We start from the raw sequence: 17,622 nt of genomic DNA, 5'->3' as shown, positions 1-17,622 counted from the left end.
CCTCTTTCCATCCTCCTTACCCCTACGCCCCACCCGCTCTTTATGTGACCTGTGTTACATAAATGTGATTATTGCGTACTGGCGCACATAAAAACCCACTGATTTTTGCAGGCTGCATCACGAAATTCCTCCGCGGCGTACGGCCCGGGTCTCAGACGCTGTTCTCTCATCCTCCCGCCTCCTCCCCCATAAAAAAGCCGGGGGTGGAGGATTCACGCAGTCAAGGGATCACGCATAGTCAGCCCATCATGAATGTTGCTGTCGATGACAGGTTGTAACGAAGGGAGAAGGGCATGGCGAGCGTACAGCTGCGAAATGTAACGAAAGCCTGGGGTGACGTGGTGGTATCGAAAGATATCAATCTCGACATTCACGAAGGGGAATTCGTGGTGTTTGTCGGACCGTCAGGCTGCGGTAAGTCGACCTTGCTGCGTATGATCGCCGGACTTGAAACCATCACCAGTGGCGACCTGTTTATCGGGGAGACCCGGATGAACGACATTCCCCCCGCCGAACGCGGCGTGGGCATGGTCTTTCAGTCCTACGCGTTGTATCCCCATTTATCCGTCGCAGAAAACATGTCGTTTGGTCTCAAACTGGCTGGCGCAAAAAAAGAGGTGATGAATCAGCGCGTGAATCAGGTCGCGGAAGTTCTGCAACTGGCGCACTTGCTGGAGCGTAAACCGAAAGCGCTTTCCGGCGGACAACGTCAGCGTGTGGCGATTGGCCGAACGCTGGTCGCCGAGCCGCGCGTATTCCTGCTGGATGAACCGCTGTCGAACCTCGACGCCGCTCTGCGTGTGCAAATGCGTATTGAAATCTCCCGCCTGCATAAACGTCTGGGCCGCACGATGATTTACGTCACCCACGATCAGGTCGAAGCGATGACGCTGGCCGACAAAATAGTGGTGCTGGATGCTGGTCGCGTGGCGCAGGTCGGCAAACCGCTGGAGCTATACCACTATCCGGCTGACCGCTTTGTGGCGGGCTTTATTGGTTCGCCGAAGATGAACTTCCTGCCGGTGAAAGTCACCGGGACGGCCATCGATCAGGTGCAGGTTGAACTGCCCAACCGCCAGCAAATATGGCTACCAGTGGACAGCCATGCGGTACAGGTTGGTGCCAACATGTCTTTAGGTATCCGCCCGGAACATCTGCTGCCCAGCGATATCGCCGATGTCACCCTCGAAGGTGAAGTGCAGGTGGTCGAGCAGCTTGGTCACGAAACTCAAATTCATATCCAGATCCCCGCCATCCGTCAAAACCTGGTTTACCGCCAGAACGACGTGGTGTTGGTAGAAGAGGGTGCCACATTCGCTATCGGCCTGCCGCCAGAGCGTTGCCATCTGTTCCGTGAGGATGGCACTGCATGTCGTCGGTTGCATCAAGAGCCGGGCGTTTAAGGTCCCCATAAAAAACGAAACGCAAAGCCATTCGAAGCTACATCGAGGCGGCAAGTAAATGAATCCCCGGGAGTGTACAAAGAGTACGCGACTGGGGTGAAAGAACGCAGCCAACAAAGAGGCAGCCCGAAGGGGGACGCGTTTAAAGAAAAGCAATGATCTCAGGAGATAGAACGATGATTACTCTGCGCAAACTCCCTCTGGCGGTTGCTGTAGCAGCAGGCATTATGTCTGTTCAGGCAATGGCTGTAGATTTCCACGGTTACGCTCGTTCCGGTATTGGCTGGACAGGGAGTGGCGGTGAACAACAGTGTTTCCAGGCAACCGGTGCACAAAGTAAATACCGTCTCGGTAACGAATGTGAAACCTATGCGGAAATCAAATTAGGTCAGGAAGTGTGGAAAGAAGGCGATAAGAGCTTCTACTTCGACACCAACGTTGCTTACTCCGTCGCACAGCAGAATGACTGGGAAGGCACAGACCCGGCATTCCGTGAAGCAAACGTGCAGGGTAAAAACCTGATCGAATGGCTGCCAGGCTCCACTATCTGGGCCGGTAAGCGCTTCTACCAGCGTCATGACGTACACATGATCGACTTCTACTACTGGGATATTTCAGGTCCTGGCGCCGGTATTGAAAACATCGATCTGGGCTTCGGTAAACTGTCTTTGGCGGCGAGCCGTTCACAGGAAGCGGGTGGTTCATACGCTTTCAGCAGCCAGAATATCTATGATCGTACCAAAGACACCGCGAACGATGTATTTGACGTTCGTTTAGCGCAGTTGGCAACTAACCCGGATGGGATGTTGGAACTGGGCGTTGACTATGGTCGCGCGAATACCACCGATGATTACAGGCTGGCGGACGGCGCATCTAAAGATGGTTGGATGTTCACCGCTGAACATACCCAGAGCATGCTGAAGGGCTACAACAAGTTTGTCGTTCAGTACGCCACAGATTCCATGACCACCCAGGGCAAAGGCCTGAACCAGGGTTCTTATGGTTCTTCCACTACGACCATTGAAGATCCCGTTACTGGCGTTAAAACCAACTATGCCAACAATGTTGTGAATAACAACGGTAGCCTGTTCCGCGTGCTGGACCACGGTGCAATCTCCCTGGGCGACAAGTGGGACCTGATGTACGTCGGTATGTACCAGAACCTCGACATGGATAACGACCTGGGGACCGAATGGTACACCGTCGGTATTCGCCCGATGTATAAATGGACGCCAATCATGAGCACCCTGCTGGAAGTCGGTTACGACAACGTCAAATCTCAGCAGACCAGCGATCGCAACAGCCAGTACAAAATCACCCTGGCCCAACAATGGCAGGCGGGTGACAGCATCTGGTCTCGTCCGGCAATCCGCGTCTTCGCAACCTATGCAAAATGGGATGAAGAGTGGGGTTACATCAAAAATGGTAACGACGTAACCAAATTCGCAGCGGCAACGAACTCTGGCCTCAGCACAACCAGCCGTGGCGACAGCGATGAGTGGTCCTTCGGTGCCCAGATGGAAATCTGGTGGTAATTCAGCACTAACCTGACGTAAAGACCGAAAGAGGGGCGCAAGCCCCTCTTGATTACGGTTTAGCGCGCTATTGCCTGGCCACCGCTGAACCCATGCTATCTGAGGTGATAACAATGAAAATGAAGAAAAGTCTCGTTGCCCTTTGTTTATCTGCAGGGTTATTTGCCAGCGCACCTGGCATCAGCCTGGCCGATGTGAATATTGTTCCGCAGAACACCACCGCGGCCCCATCTATTCCCACTGCTGCGCTGCAGCAGTTAACCTGGACGCCTGTTGATCAATCCAAAACCCAGTCTTCGCCGCTTGCGACAGCGGGTCAGCGTCTGGATGTCGCCGGTATTACCGGCCCGGTCGCTGCGTATAGCGTCCCGGCGAATATTGGCGAGCTCACTCTGACGCTGTCCAGTGAAGTGAATAAACAAACCAGCGTATTTGCGCCAAACGTATTAATTCTTGACCAAAACATGACGCCATCTGCGTTCTTCCCCAGCAGCTATTTTACCTACCAGGAGCCCGGCGTGATGAGTGCCGATCGTCTGGAAGGAGTAATGCGTCTGACGCCAGCGCTGGGTCAGCAAAAACTCTATGTTTTGGTCTTTACCACTGATAAAGATCTCCAGCAGACCACAACCCTGCTTGACCCGGCAAAAGCCTATGCCAAGGGCGTAGGTAACGCTATTCCGGATATTCCAGACCCGATCGCCCGTCATACCACCGACGGTTTACTGAAACTGAAAGTCAAAACCAGCTCCTCCTCCAGTGTTCTGGTCGGGCCGCTGTTTGGCTCATCCGGCCCTGGTCCTGTCACGGTGGGCAATACCGCCGCGCCTGCGGTGACCTATGCGGCACCGGCAGCAGCCGTTGCTGCTCCAGCGCCACAACCGGTGAAGAAAAGTGAGCCGATGCTGAACGACACGGAAAGTTATTTTAACCAGGGCATTAAGGATGCTGTTGCGAAAGGCGATGTCGATAAAGCGTTGAAGCTGCTTGATGAAGCTGAGCGTCTGGGATCCAAATCTGCCCGATCCACCTTTATCAGCAGTGTAAAAGGCAAGGGGTAAACATCGCCCCGCATTGTTGATTTTGCAACAACTGGTGCGTCTCCTGGCGCACCTTTTTTTATCCTTCGGTGCTAATTGTTACACTTATGTTGCTCTGGCGATCACTTAATTGTGTTTGCTCACCCCGTAATGCATTTTCTGCGATACAATGCCTTCAAGTTATAAATCGGAGAGTAAGGCATGCCACACCCTGCGTTAACGCAACTGCGTGCGCTGCGTTATTTTGATGCGATCCCGGCGCTGGACGCCCAACTGCTCGACTGGTTGTTACTGGAAGATTCCATGACTAAACGTTTTGAGCAGCAGGGAAAACAGGTCACCGTAACGTTGATTCGCGAAGCATTCGTTGGGCAAAATGAGGTGCCTGAAGAGCTGCCGCTGCTGCCTAAAGAGTCCCGTTATTGGTTACGTGAGATCCTGTTATGCGCGGATGGTGAACCCTGGCTTGCCGGGCGGACCGTGGTGCCTGAATCAACCTTGTGCGGCCCTGAGCTGGCCTTACAAAATCTGGGAAAAACCCCGCTCGGACGTTACCTGTTTACATCATCGACATTGACCCGAGATTTTATTGAGATTGGCCGCGATGCAGCGCTGTGGGGGCGCCGTTCCCGCCTGCGGCTGAGCGGTAAGCCGCTGATGCTTACCGAGCTTTTTCTACCTGCATCGCCGTTGTACTGAGAGGAAGATAAAGATGGAGTGGAGTCTGACGCAGAATAAGCTGCTGGCATTTCACCGCTTGATGCGTACGGATAAGCCAATCGGTGCCTTACTGCTGCTCTGGCCTACGCTGTGGGCATTGTGGGTGGCAACCCCAGGCATGCCACAATTGTGGATCCTGGCGGTTTTTGTCGCTGGCGTTTGGTTAATGCGCGCTGCTGGCTGCGTGGTGAATGATTATGCCGACAGGAAATTTGACGGACACGTTAAACGCACCGCAAATCGACCGCTGCCAAGCGGGGCCGTCACTGAAAAAGAGGCCCGAACGCTGTTCGTCGTATTGGTACTGCTGGCCTTCCTGCTGGTTTTGACGCTCAACACGATGACCATTTTGTTGTCCGTTGCGGCGTTAGCGCTGGCGTGGGTTTACCCGTTCATGAAACGCTATACGCACCTGCCGCAGGTGGTGCTGGGGGCGGCGTTTGGCTGGTCGATCCCGATGGCGTTCGCCGCCGTAAGCGAGTCCGTACCGCTGAGCTGCTGGCTGATGTTCCTCGCCAATATTCTCTGGGCGGTGGCCTACGACACGCAGTATGCGATGGTTGACCGCGATGATGACCTGAAGATCGGCATTAAATCGACCGCGATTCTGTTCGGTCAAAACGACAAGCTGATCATTGGTATCCTGCAGGTGGGCGTACTGGTGCTGATGGCGCTGGTGGGTTGGCTAAACGGGCTGGGACTGGGTTATTACTGGTCTCTGCTGGTGGCCGGCGCGCTGTTTGTATATCAGCAGAAACTGATCGTCAATCGCGAGCGTGATGCCTGTTTTAAAGCGTTTATGAACAATAACTACGTCGGTCTGGTGCTGTTCTTAGGGCTGGCGATGAGCTACTGGCATTTTTGAGTTTGGCTTAGCCTGCAAAATAAAAAACCGGTCATTTCATTTCGACCGGTTTTTTTATGCTTACTCGCCTTGTGTGGCGCTCTCGATGGTCAGACGCACATCTGACGTGACCAGTTCGGCCAACATCTGATAGATCTTCATCGTCTCTTCCGGTTCGGCATCTCCGGTATCGCTGATGAATCCCTCGTCACGCAGCGTCAGCACCAGAGAGCTGAACACGGCTTTATCGAAGAATTCCGGCGCGTTAATGCCGTGCAGTACGGATAGGCGTTGCGCCACGGTGCGGCTCTCTTTCTCCAGCGTGCCACGGTTGATAGACGGGTTCGCGCTCAGCAGCCAGAAGGTAATGGCGTAGCGTTGCAACGTCTCGCGAGCACCCGCCGCCAATAGCTGTAGCGTACGGGAGCGGGCCGGATTGATATGCAGTTCGTCATCGTTCAGGGTGATCAGTCCCTGGCGCTGCATTTCGCTGGCCAGTTCGTCAATCACTCCGGCGAGTTCATCACGCTCCCAACGTAAGAACAGCTCTGCTTTCAGCATCGGGTACAGCGCATCAATATGCTGCTGTAGCGCGGCGCGTGAAATACGACGATGCTGAGTCACAATGGCTGCCATTAACGAAGGCAGAACCAGCATATGCGCAATGTTGTTGCGGTAATACGTCATCAATACCGCCTGCTCGCGCGGCAGAATGATGATGTCACCGATGGTGTCTTTCTCGACCTCAAACTTATTCATCTGTAAGGCGTGGTCGATCAATTCACTGGCGCTCTGCGCAGGAACCGTACAATCTGCCGCATACGGCACGTTGCGCAGCAGACTCAGATAGCAGTCGAGCTGTTCAGTCAGTTGCTCACGGGTCAGAGAGCGCTGGCGGGAGGCCAACAGCGCGGTACAGCACAGGTTCATGGCATTGGCCGCGCCTGCATTGTTAATGCGTACCATCAGATCGGCGGCAATGCTATTCACCGTCGGCGTCAGCCAGGCCGGGCGGATGGACTCGATAGGATCGATCGATTCACGCCACTCCGGTACATGCTGGTTGAGGTAAGTCATCAATGGCAGCGGTTCGCCAAAGTTGACATAACCCTGACCCAGATTACGCAGCTTGCTCAAGCCACGCAGCATTTGCGGCAAACTCTCTTTCTCTTTCGTCGCGCCACGCAGCTCTTTCGCGTACGTGCCTACTTCCATTACGTGCTCGTAGCCGATGTAGATGGGGACGAGGGTAATCGGACGCGTACCGCCGCGCAGCATCGCCTGAATGGTCATCGATAGCGTGCCGGTTTTCGGGTCGAGCAGACGCCCGGTACGTGAACGGCCTCCTTCGACAAAGTATTCAACCGAGTAGCCGCGGCTGAACAACTCGCCCAGGTATTCGCGGAAAACGGTGGAATAGAGCTTGTTGCCCTTGAAGGTACGACGAATAAAGAACGCGCCCAGACGGCGGAAAATCGGACCTGCTGGCCAGAAGTTCAGGTTGATACCGGCAGCGATGTGCGGTGGAACCAGCCCCTGGTGGTACAGAACGTACGACAGCAGCATATAGTCCATATGGCTGCGGTGGCACGGAACATAGACGATTTCGTGCCCATCGTGCGCCAACTGACGTACACGCTCCGCATTGTGAACGTTAATCCCCTGATACAGACGGTTCCAGGTAAAGCCCAGAATACGGTCTGTCAGACGAATCATCTCGTAGGAGAAGTTGGCGGCAATCTCTTCCATCAGCGCAATGGCATTTTGCTGCGCTTTTTCGTGGGAGATTTTTTTACTGCGCGCTTCATCTTCTACCGCGCGAGCGATAGCTTTTGAGGCCAGCAGTTTATTGAACAGGTCCTGGCGGGCAGGGAGGCGCGGGCCGACTGCGGCCAGACGCTGACGAGCAAAGTGCATGCGCGCCACGCGAGCCAGCTTCTGAGCGATGATTTTATCCGTACCGTGTTCGTCCGCCATGCGACGCAGGGAGACCGACGGGGAGAAGCGGACAAAACTGTCGCGACCCAGCCAGGACACAGCAAAGAATTTCTGTACGCCGTTCAGCATGCGCAGCGGCGGATTGACCTCGCCTTTTTCACGCCCAGGCGCGCGGCCAAACATCACCGAAACCGGCACCATTTGCACATCCAGGTCTGGATTGCTGCGATGCAAGTCGAGATAGTTATGGAACAGCTTAATGGACTCTTCTTTCGGCGTGTAATAGGTGAACACGCGCGGGCCGCCGTGAATAAACACGTAGCGCGGCAGCAGAGTTCCGTCTATCTCCAGCGGTTCCAGGGGATCCGGGAGATCGTGCACCAGACATTGGGCACGCAGCGTCAGCAAGTCTGCTTTTGAATTGTACGGTAGGACGTACATAATGGGACGCGAAGTATCGAGCCCCAATTCCGGGGCAGGTTCTGCCGGAATAGACTTGCTTTTTACCAGGACGCTTAATGGTAAATTCAGTAATTTGTAGTAAATTCGTGGCCAGCCGGACATAAACGATGTAAAGCCTCTGGTTAATAATGCAAATGCGCTGCAAGGATATCAGAAAGTTTAGTGAATTTCTGGTGTATCCGGTCATACTTCGCGCTGCTTTGCCACACCCTGAAACAAACGGGGTAACGTTACAATGACATTGACGCTAATAATGTAAAAAGGTTCTTTTTGATGGCCAATAATACCACTGGATTCACCCGAATTATCAAAGCTGCAGGCTATTCCTGGAAAGGTTTTCGCGCCGCATGGATCAATGAGGCGGCATTCCGCCAGGAAAGCGTTGCCGTACTGTTGGGCGTAGCCATCGCCTGCTGGCTGGACGTTGACGCCATTACCCGCGTGCTGTTGATTGGTTCCGTGATGCTGGTGATGATCGTTGAAATCCTCAACAGTGCGATTGAGGCGGTGGTTGACCGTATTGGCTCTGAGTACCACGAACTTTCCGGTCGGGCGAAAGATATGGGCTCGGCAGCGGTATTGCTGTCTATTTTTGTCGCTCTGATCACCTGGGGCATCCTGTTGTGGTCGCATTTGCGATAAAGATTCCACAACTGCATAAATCTCCTGTTTTTTGTGCAGTTTGCGGTTCCAAAATCACCTTTAGCTGTATATACTCACAGCATAACTGTATATACACCCAGGGGGCGGAATGAAAGCGTTAACGGCCAGGCAGCAAGAGGTGTTTGATCTCATTAGGGATCACATCAGCCAGACAGGTATGCCACCGACGCGTGCGGAGATCGCGCAGCGTTTGGGGTTCCGTTCCCCAAACGCCGCTGAAGAACACCTGAAAGCGCTTGCGCGTAAAGGCGTCCTTGAAATTGTATCCGGCGCATCGCGCGGTATTCGACTGCTGCAGGAAGAAGAAGAAGGGTTACCGCTTGTCGGACGCGTAGCGGCAGGCGAGCCACTGCTGGCGCAGCAGCACATCGAAGGCCATTATCAGGTCGATCCTTCACTGTTCAAACCGAACGCCGATTTTCTGCTGCGCGTTAGCGGTATGTCGATGAAAGACATCGGTATTATGGACGGTGATTTACTGGCTGTGCATAAAACTCAGGATGTGCGTAACGGTCAGGTCGTTGTTGCCCGTATCGACGACGAAGTCACCGTCAAGCGCCTGAAAAAGCAGGGCAACAAGGTTGAACTCCTGCCAGAAAACAGCGAATTTAAACCTATTGTTGTCGACCTGCGCGAGCAAAACTTCACTATTGAAGGGTTGGCGGTAGGCGTCATTCGTAACGGTGAATGGCTGTAATTTTCTGTTGATTCCCTGTAGCCCGGGTAAGACGTTTACGTCGCTATCCGGCAACTTGCCCGGTGGCGCTATGCTTACCGGGCCTACACAGCATCTTTTTTCAGTACATCTAACTTCTTCTCAGGCTCTCCTGTATGCCTTTCTTTACCTCTTCTGATAAAGCACTCTGGCACCTCGCCTTACCGATGATCTTCTCCAATATCACCGTTCCCCTGTTGGGACTGGTGGACACCGCGGTGATTGGTCATCTGGACAGTCCGGTCTATCTTGGCGGCGTTGCTGTTGGCGCCACGGCGACCAGCTTTCTCTTTATGCTGCTGCTTTTTTTGCGCATGAGTACCACCGGCCTTACCGCACAGGCATTTGGCGCGAAAAATCCGCAGGCGCTGGCGCGCGCGTTGGTGCAGCCGCTATTGCTGGCGCTGGGGGCTGGGCTGCTTATCGCACTGTTTCGTACGCCGATTATCGATCTGGCTCTGCATATTGTCGGCGGAAGTGAGGCGGTACTGGAGCAGGCCCGACGTTTCCTGGAAATCCGCTGGTTAAGCGCACCCGCGTCGCTGGCGAATCTGGTGCTGCTCGGCTGGTTGCTTGGCGTTCAGTATGCGCGCGCGCCAGTTATCCTGTTGATTGTCGGAAATATTCTCAACATTGTGCTCGATTTATGGCTGGTAATGGGCCTGCATATGAACGTGCAGGGGGCGGCGTTAGCGACGGTGATTGCCGAATATGCCACGCTGCTGATTGGCCTGATGATGGTACGCAAAGTCCTGCATATGCGTGGAATTTCGCTGGCAATGTTGAAGCTGGCGTGGCGTGGCAACTTCCGTCGTTTGCTGGCGCTCAACCGCGACATCATGCTGCGTTCGCTGCTGTTACAGCTCTGCTTTGGGGCCATTACGGTTCTGGGCGCGCGTTTGGGAGGCGACATCATCGCGGTTAACGCCGTTCTGATGACTCTGCTGACGTTTACCGCCTACGCGCTGGATGGATTTGCCTATGCCGTGGAAGCGCATTCGGGTCAGGCCTATGGGGCGAGGGATGGCAGCCAGTTGCTTGATGTCTGGCGGGCGGCCTGTCGACAGTCCGGTATTGTGGCTATTCTGTTTTCGCTGGTTTATGCCCTGTTTGGCGAGCAGATTGTTGCGCTGCTGACCTCGCTGCCGCAAATCCAACTTTTGGCCGATCGCTATCTTTTCTGGCAGGTGGTTTTGCCGCTAGTGGGAGTGTGGTGTTATCTGCTCGACGGTATGTTTATTGGAGCGACACGGGCTGCAGAAATGCGCAACAGTATGGCCGTTGCCGCAGCAGGGTTCGCATTAACGCTACTGGCTTTACCGTTGCTGGGAAATCATGGTTTGTGGCTGGCGTTAACCGTTTTTCTCGCGCTGCGTGGGCTTTCCCTGGCCTTTATCTGGCGGCGTCACTGGCGTAATGGAACCTGGTTTGCCTGAGCGGATGGTTAAAAATTCCGAATAGTAAATAAAACCCAGAATCCCTGACTACACTTATTCTCACGTCCAGCAAAAACAGCATGTGTCTGGACATGGCACTCTCGCTATTCACAACCTAACGATGAGGACTTGATGATGAATAAAGACGAAGTCGGCGGTAACTGGAAGCAGTTTAAAGGTAAAGTGAAAGAGCAATGGGGCAAACTGACCGATGATGATATGACGGTCATTGAAGGTAAACGTGACCAACTGGTCGGTAAAGTCCAGGAGCGTTACGGTTACGCGAAAGATCAGGCGGAGAAAGAAGTGACCGATTGGGAAAAACGTAATGATTACCGCTGGTAATTAACCCTTCCCTCCTGAGAGTACAAGGATGTACGCTCTCCCACCCCCCTTAACGCCCAACTTTCTTCTTCACCTGAATCGTATGGTCATGCTGGCATTCGCCAGGGTGACGACATGACTCAACCTCCACACAGGCCGGGCATAGTCCGTGGGCTTCAATAACGTTATGTCGCAGGGCAAAGCCCATTTTTGCTGCCAGCGTATGCATGATGTCTTCCACGCCTTCCGCGCACTCTTCTTTTACCACACCACAGCGATCGCAAATGAACATTGCGGAACTGTGAGTTGGCTGATCGAACAGATGGCAAAGCACATAGCTGTTGGTGGATTCCACCTTGTGCACAAACCCTTGTTCCAGCAGAAAATCGAGCGCACGATACACGGTCGGCGGCTTGGCCTGCGGCTCGGTTTCCCGCAACAGATCAAGTAGGTCGTAAGCGCTGATTGCGCCTTCCTGCAGGCTCATCAGGCGCAGCACTTCGAGGCGTTGTGGCGTAAGCCGTACGTTGCGTTGCGCACAGAGTTTTTCAGCTTGAGCCAATAACTCCTGCGTGGTGGTTTTGTCCATTTGGCGCCTCGATTTGCGTGCAAGGTTAATCCCTTACTTTAACATGTTCTGTTTAAAACACCGAGATCCACCACGGTGTGCTATACCTGACCCATCGCAATACTGGAAAATAATCATGAAAAGACCCGATTGTATTCGTCACTGGCGTGAAGTTGAGGGGGCTGATGACTCCACCTATCCCGACAGCGATGAGCTGTTTTCCATAGGTGCGCCGCTTGCCCGCAAGCTGGGGTTAGGGCGACTCGGCATTCATCATGAGCGCCTGCCGCCGGGCCGACGCACCTCGTATCCGCACGCTGAAAGCGATGAGGAAGAGTTTATCTATGTGCTGGAAGGATATCCTGAGGCCTGGATTAACGGTTATTTATGGAAGCTGGAACCGGGCGACAGCGTCGGTTTCCCGGCGGGCACCGGCGTGTGTCACACCTTTATCAATAACACCAGTGAAGAGGTACGTCTGCTGGTCGTGGGTGAGGCGAACAAAAAATACAATCGTATTTATTATCCGCTTAATCCGGTTTATGCCGCCACGCGTGAGGATCGTTGGGTCGACCATCCGCCGCAGTTTTTTGGATCTCACGACGGAAAACCGGGGCGTAAATAGCGCTTGTCGGGGAGCAGGGAGGGGGAACCGCGAGGATGTGGCTCACTATCGTAACGGTCTATGCTATAGTAGCGCCCCTTTTTTAACCGGATGCTTGAATATTCGCCATGCTGCCTGAATCTCAGTCTACCGCTTTTCCCGCTCATCGTTTTTCTATCGCGCCGATGCTCGACTGGACGGACAGACATTGCCGCTACTTTTTGCGCTTACTGTCCAGCCAGACGCTGCTCTACACGGAGATGGTAACCACCGGCGCGATCATTCATGGTAAAGGCGATTATCTGGCGTATAGCGAAGAAGAACATCCGGTCGCTTTGCAACTGGGCGGGAGCGATGCGGCTGCGCTGGCGCAGTGCGCAAAGCTTGCTGAACAACGGGGCTATGACGAAATTAACCTCAACGTGGGTTGCCCTTCCGACCGTGTACAGAATGGAATGTTTGGTGCCTGTCTGATGGGGAATGCGCAACTGGTCGCTGATTGCGTCAAAGCGATGCGCGATGTGGTATCGATTCCGGTAACGGTGAAAACCCGTATCGGTATTGATGACCAGGACAGCTACGAATTCCTGTGCGATTTCATCAACACGGTCTCCGGTAACGGTGAATGTGAGATGTTTATCATCCACGCCCGCAAGGCCTGGTTGTCCGGGCTAAGCCCGAAAGAAAACCGCGAAATCCCACCGCTGGATTATGACCGTGTTTATCAGCTAAAGCGCGATTTTCCGCATCTGACGATGTCGATCAACGGTGGCATAAAATCGCTGGAAGAAGCGAAAATCCATCTGCAACATATGGATGGCGTGATGGTGGGGCGCGAAGCTTATCAAAACCCAGGCATTCTGGCGTCCGTTGACCGCGAGATTTTTGCTGTCACCAGCGAAGATGCCGATCCGGTCGCCGTAGTGCGTGCGATGTATCCGTATATTGAGCGTGAACTGAGTAAAGGAACCTATTTGGGGCATGTCACGCGCCATATGCTGGGACTGTTTCAGGGGATTCCAGGGGCACGGCAGTGGCGTCGCTATCTGAGCGAAAATGCGCATAAAGCCGGGGCAGATATTGAGGTTCTGGAACATGCGCTGAAGCTGGTGGCAGACAAACGTTAAGTTTTCGCCAAAAGTTAGTGAATTTCACCACGCCCTGCGCTTCGTCGCGGGGCGTTTGCTTTATAAATCAATATATTAATTTTGGCATGTTTCTTGTAAAGCTGTGGAGAGTATTTCATTTCGGGAGAGAGCCATGCTGGAACTACTTTTTGTGATTGGATTTTTTATCATGCTGATGGTCACCGGCGTATCTTTGCTGGGAGTGCTGGCCGCATTGGTGGTAGCCACTGTGGTGATGTTTTTGGGCGGACTATTTGCGTTGATGATTAAACTGTTGCCCTGGCTGTTATTGGCCGTTGCCGTGGTGTGGGTTATCAAGGCGATAAAAGCGCCAAAAGTCCCACAGTATCAGCGCAATAACCGCCGATTTTACTAAGGTAGTGAGCGGTGTGTCACAACCTGCAACATTGCCTTTAGAAGCAAATAGGAATTGATTATCAAATCTGTCACTATTGCCAGGTTAACGAATTCATCGAGCTGTACCCTACATACAGCCGAACTAAAAAAAGAAAGGGCTTCCTACGGGAAGCCCTAATTCTTTCTTCCCCCTTCATAATTCAAACCGCAGGTTTGTTGGCGGCTTGAATTATTTAGCGGAAATGAGGGCGTTACGGGATCAGCAAACTCGACCCCTGTGTGGCCCGGCTTTCCAGCACTTCATGAGCACGCTGCGCGTCGTGCAGTGCGAACGTCTGGCCCGGTGCGACATCCACTTTGATCACTCCGCTGGCAATCAGCGAGAAAAGCTCATTGCTGGCTTCGGTTAATTCATGGTGGTTGGTGATGTAACCCTGGAGTGAAGGGCGAGTCACGTACAGCGAACCTTTCTGATTCAGAATGCCTAAGTTAACGCCAGTCACCGGTCCGGAAGCATTACCAAAGCTGACCATGAGCCCCCGGCGCTGCAGGCAATCCAGTGAGGCTTCCCAGGTATCTTTCCCCACCGAGTCATACACCACCCGCACTTTTTTACCGCCAGTGATCTCTTTTACACGTTCTACAATGCTCTCTTCACGATAGTTAATGACCTGCCATGCGCCGGCCTGCAGCGCAATTTGCGCTTTTTGCGCATTACCGACGGTGCCAATCAGCTTCGCACCCAATGCTTTTGCCCACTGGCAGGCAATCATACCGACGCCGCCTGCAGCCGCATGAAACAAAAACGGTTCATCGGGCTGAATTTCATAGGTCTTACGCAACAGATAAAAAACGGTGAGTCCTTTAAGAAATGAGGCGGCAGCTTGTTCAAACGAGATAGCGTTGGGCAAAATAGCGGTTTTATCAGCCGGGACGTTATGCACTGAGCTATAGGCGCCCAGGGGAGACTGAGCGTAAACCACGCGATCGCCGGCTTTAATGTGCGTCACTTTGCTACCGACTTTACTGACCACGCCTGCGGCTTCGGTACCCAGACCGCTGGGCAGAGAAGGCGGCGGATAAAGACCACTGCGGATATAGGTGTCGATATAGTTGATCCCAATCGCTTTGTTCTCGACCTGGATTTCATTTTCCGCCGGGTCTACGGGCGTAAACTCCACAGCCTTGAGTACATCAGGGCCACCATGCTTGTGAAATTCAATACGTGTTGCCATGCTTCCTCCAAAAGAAATGTGGTAATCTTTCGACCCAATCATTATCTCGGTAACTCCATTCACTATGGCAGGAAATAAACCCTTCAACAAACAACAGACTGATGCTCGTGAGCGCGATCCCCAGGTCGCCGGGCTGAAAGTACCGCCGCACTCGATTGAAGCGGAACAGTCGGTGTTGGGCGGTTTAATGCTGGATAACGAGCGCTGGGACGATGTGGCTGAGCGTGTGGTGGCGGAAGATTTTTATACCCGACCGCATCGGCACATCTTCACCGAAATGCATCGCCTGCAGGAGATGGGAAAACCCATCGATCTGATCACGCTCGCAGAGTCGCTGGAAGTTCAGGGGCAACTGGACAGCGTCGGCGGTTTTGCTTACCTGGCTGAGTTATCTAAAAATACGCCAAGTGCGGCGAACATTAGTGCCTATGCGGATATTGTCCGCGAACGTGCTGTTGTTCGTGACATGATTTCGGTGGCGAACGAGATCGCGGAAGCCGGGTTTGATCCGCAAGGCCGTTCCAGTGAAGATCTGCTGGACCTCGCGGAATCCCGCGTCTTTAAAATTGCTGAAAGTCGCGCCAATAAAGACGAAGGTCCGAAAAATATTACCGATGTGCTCGACGCTACCGTCGCGCGTATCGAACAGCTGTTCCAGCAGCCACACGATGGTGTCACCGGGGTCAACACCGGTTATGACGACCTTAATAAAAAGACTGCTGGTTTGCAGCCGTCAGACTTAATTATCGTCGCCGCGCGTCCGTCGATGGGTAAAACGACATTTGCAATGAACCTCGTCGAAAATGCGGCGATGCTGCAAGATAAACCGGTTCTTATCTTTAGTCTTGAAATGCCCTCAGAACAGATCATGATGCGTTCCCTGGCCTCACTCTCACGTGTAGACCAAACCAAAATCCGTACCGGTCAACTGGATGATGAAGACTGGGCGCGAATTTCCGGAACAATGGGTATTTTGCTGGAGAAACGAAACATCTATATTGATGACTCCTCCGGCCTGACGCCAACGGAAGTGCGCTCACGTGCCCGTCGTATCGCCCGCGAACACGGTGGTATCGGACTTATCATGATCGACTACCTGCAGCTGATGCGCGTGCCGTCGCTCTCCGACAACCGTACGCTGGAAATTGCTGAAATTTCCCGCTCGCTGAAAGCGTTAGCGAAAGAACTGCATGTGCCGGTGGTGGCGCTGTCGCAGCTTAACCGCTCTCTGGAACAACGCGCCGATAAGCGTCCGGTCAACTCGGATCTGCGTGAGTCCGGCTCCATCGAGCAGGATGCCGACTTAATCATGTTTATCTATCGTGATGAGGTTTATCACGAAAACAGCGACTTGAAAGGCATCGCCGAGATCATTATCGGTAAACAGCGTAACGGCCCGATCGGTACGGTGCGCCTGACGTTTAACGGTCAGTGGTCGCGCTTCGATAACTATGCTGGCCCGCAGTACGACGACGAATAACAACACTGAATCAGGTTACTCAAGCAAATACTTATCAAGGAATACAAATGCAAGCGGCAACTGTAGTCATTAACCGCCGCGCTCTGCGACACAACCTGCAACGTCTGCGTGAACTGGCTCCAGCCAGTAAACTGGTTGCGGTCGTGAAAGCGAACGCTTACGGCCATGGTCTGTTAGAGACCGCGCGAACGCTCCCCGATGCGGACGCTTTTGGTGTCGCTCGTCTTGAAGAAGCCCTGCGGTTGCGAGCGGGAGGGATCACGCAGCCCATCCTGCTGCTGGAAGGATTTTTTGATGCTTCCGATCTGCCGACTATCTCCGCGCAGCGTCTGCATACTGCCGTCCACAACCAGGAGCAGCTTGAAGCTCTGGAAGCCGCGGTACTGGCTGAACCGGTCACCGTCTGGATGAAGCTCGACACGGGAATGCACCGCCTGGGCGTGCGTCCTGAGCAGGCCGAGGCGTTTTATCAGCGCTTGACGCAATGCGAAAACGTGCGCCAGCCGGTCAATATCGTCAGCCACTTTGCGCGCGCGGACGAGCCTGAGTGCGGCGCGACCGAAAAGCAGCTCGATATCTTCAATAGCTTTTGCGCAGGCAAACCGGGTCAACGTTCGATCGCCGCGTCAGGTGGTATTCTGCTGTGGCCGCAGTCTCACTTCGACTGGGCGCGTCCGGGTCTGATTCTGTATGGCGTATCGCCGTTGGAAAACCACTCTATCGGTGCCGATTTTGGCTGCCAGCCGGTGATGTCGCTCACTTCCAGCCTGATTGCGGTGCGTGAACACAAAGCGGGCGAGCCGGTTGGCTATGGTGGAACCTGGCTGAGCGAGCGCGACACGCGTCTTGGCGTGGTGGCGATGGGCTATGGCGATGGTTATCCGCGCGCAGCGCCGTCTGGGACACCGGTACTGGTCAATGGCCGTGAAGTGCCGATCGTCGGTCGCGTCGCGATGGATATGATTTGCGTCGATTTAGGTCCCGAGGCGCAGGATAAAGCCGGCGATTCGGTTATCCTGTGGGGTGAAGGCCTGCCCGTTGAACGCATTGCTGAAATGACGAAAGTAAGTGCTTACGAACTTATCACGCGCCTGACCTCAAGGGTGGCAATGAAGTACATCGATTAAGTTCATGATGTGCCGGATAAGGCGGTTACGCCGCCATCCGGCAA

The 17,622-nt window shown here is 53.7% G+C and carries 17 protein-coding genes; 14 read left to right on the top strand and 3 right to left on the bottom strand.

All coding sequences use genetic code 11. The features are described from left to right. Positions 1-293: 293 nt before the first annotated feature. The 5 genes from malK to ubiA all read left to right on the top strand — a co-directional run bounded on the left by malK (position 294) and on the right by ubiA (position 5,563). Complete coding sequence (malK, locus tag HVZ39_RS23195; RefSeq protein WP_016155343.1) at positions 294-1,403, top strand: maltose/maltodextrin ABC transporter ATP-binding protein MalK; 1,110 nt, start codon at positions 294-296, stop codon at positions 1,401-1,403. A gap of 176 nt (positions 1,404-1,579) precedes the next feature. After that, positions 1,580-2,938, top strand: a complete 1,359-nt coding sequence (locus HVZ39_RS23190; RefSeq protein WP_047499541.1) for a maltoporin — start codon at positions 1,580-1,582, stop codon at positions 2,936-2,938. Between the two features lie 113 nt (positions 2,939-3,051). Next, entirely contained in the window at positions 3,052-3,999 is a 948-nt protein-coding gene (malM, locus tag HVZ39_RS23185) for a maltose operon protein MalM (protein WP_016155345.1), read from the top strand. A 180-nt stretch (positions 4,000-4,179) separates the two neighbouring features. Then, entirely contained in the window at positions 4,180-4,677 is a 498-nt protein-coding gene (gene ubiC, locus HVZ39_RS23180; RefSeq protein ID WP_016155346.1) for a chorismate lyase, read from the top strand. A 13-nt stretch (positions 4,678-4,690) separates the two neighbouring features. Next, positions 4,691-5,563 (top strand): 4-hydroxybenzoate octaprenyltransferase, encoded by an 873-nt coding sequence (gene ubiA / locus HVZ39_RS23175; protein WP_003826589.1) that lies wholly within the window; start codon positions 4,691-4,693, stop codon positions 5,561-5,563. Positions 5,564-5,623: 60 nt separating this feature from the next. On the opposite strand, the gene plsB is transcribed toward ubiA, so the two are convergent. Beyond that, on the bottom strand, positions 5,624-8,044 hold the full coding sequence (gene plsB / locus HVZ39_RS23170; RefSeq protein WP_181633017.1) for a glycerol-3-phosphate 1-O-acyltransferase PlsB: 2,421 nt from the start codon (positions 8,042-8,044) through the stop codon (positions 5,624-5,626). A gap of 171 nt (positions 8,045-8,215) precedes the next feature. Between plsB and HVZ39_RS23165 the strand changes: the two genes are divergently transcribed. From HVZ39_RS23165 to HVZ39_RS23150, 4 genes are all read left to right on the top strand, one after another. Continuing rightward, complete coding sequence (locus HVZ39_RS23165) at positions 8,216-8,584, top strand: diacylglycerol kinase (protein WP_003826594.1); 369 nt, start codon at positions 8,216-8,218, stop codon at positions 8,582-8,584. Positions 8,585-8,693: 109 nt separating this feature from the next. Next, the gene (lexA, locus tag HVZ39_RS23160; RefSeq protein WP_003826596.1) at positions 8,694-9,302 is read left to right on the top strand and encodes a transcriptional repressor LexA; all 609 of its coding nucleotides are present in this window, start codon (positions 8,694-8,696) and stop codon (positions 9,300-9,302) included. Positions 9,303-9,436: 134 nt separating this feature from the next. After that, a complete protein-coding gene (dinF, locus tag HVZ39_RS23155; RefSeq protein ID WP_049041229.1) occupies positions 9,437-10,756 on the top strand; it encodes an MATE family efflux transporter DinF in 1,320 nt (439 codons plus the stop codon). Between the two features lie 135 nt (positions 10,757-10,891). Further along, positions 10,892-11,101, top strand: a complete 210-nt coding sequence (locus HVZ39_RS23150) for a CsbD family protein (protein ID WP_019077869.1) — start codon at positions 10,892-10,894, stop codon at positions 11,099-11,101. Between the two features lie 49 nt (positions 11,102-11,150). Here the strand turns inward: HVZ39_RS23150 and zur are convergent, their stop codons facing one another. Continuing rightward, complete coding sequence (gene zur, locus HVZ39_RS23145) at positions 11,151-11,669, bottom strand: zinc uptake transcriptional repressor Zur (RefSeq protein WP_003031709.1); 519 nt, start codon at positions 11,667-11,669, stop codon at positions 11,151-11,153. Positions 11,670-11,784: 115 nt separating this feature from the next. Between zur and HVZ39_RS23140 the strand changes: the two genes are divergently transcribed. The 3 genes from HVZ39_RS23140 to pspG all read left to right on the top strand — a co-directional run bounded on the left by HVZ39_RS23140 (position 11,785) and on the right by pspG (position 13,755). Further along, positions 11,785-12,273, top strand: coding sequence for a cupin domain-containing protein (locus tag HVZ39_RS23140; protein ID WP_016155350.1), 489 nt, complete (start codon positions 11,785-11,787; stop codon positions 12,271-12,273). 107 nt (positions 12,274-12,380) lie between these two features. Further along, the gene (gene dusA, locus HVZ39_RS23135) at positions 12,381-13,379 is read left to right on the top strand and encodes a tRNA dihydrouridine(20/20a) synthase DusA (protein ID WP_181633016.1); all 999 of its coding nucleotides are present in this window, start codon (positions 12,381-12,383) and stop codon (positions 13,377-13,379) included. 133 nt (positions 13,380-13,512) lie between these two features. Then, the gene (pspG, locus tag HVZ39_RS23130; protein WP_016155352.1) at positions 13,513-13,755 is read left to right on the top strand and encodes an envelope stress response protein PspG; all 243 of its coding nucleotides are present in this window, start codon (positions 13,513-13,515) and stop codon (positions 13,753-13,755) included. A 232-nt stretch (positions 13,756-13,987) separates the two neighbouring features. Here pspG and HVZ39_RS23125 read toward each other — a convergent pair whose 3' ends face one another. Continuing rightward, a complete protein-coding gene (locus tag HVZ39_RS23125; protein WP_016155445.1) occupies positions 13,988-14,971 on the bottom strand; it encodes a quinone oxidoreductase in 984 nt (327 codons plus the stop codon). Positions 14,972-15,035: 64 nt separating this feature from the next. On the opposite strand from HVZ39_RS23125, the gene dnaB reads away from it, so the two are divergent. Both dnaB and alr read left to right on the top strand, forming a co-directional pair. Beyond that, positions 15,036-16,451, top strand: coding sequence for a replicative DNA helicase (dnaB, locus tag HVZ39_RS23120; protein ID WP_003826610.1), 1,416 nt, complete (start codon positions 15,036-15,038; stop codon positions 16,449-16,451). Positions 16,452-16,498: 47 nt separating this feature from the next. Beyond that, a complete protein-coding gene (gene alr, locus HVZ39_RS23115; protein ID WP_016155354.1) occupies positions 16,499-17,578 on the top strand; it encodes an alanine racemase in 1,080 nt (359 codons plus the stop codon). The last annotated feature ends 44 nt before the right edge of the window (positions 17,579-17,622 follow it).

The sequence above is a fragment of the Citrobacter sp. RHB35-C21 genome, assembly GCF_013816515.1.
Taxonomy (GTDB): Bacteria; Pseudomonadota; Gammaproteobacteria; order Enterobacterales; family Enterobacteriaceae; genus Citrobacter; species Citrobacter braakii.
Note: the sequence above shows the minus strand (reverse complement) of the source record. Positions and strands in the feature narration are given on the sequence as shown.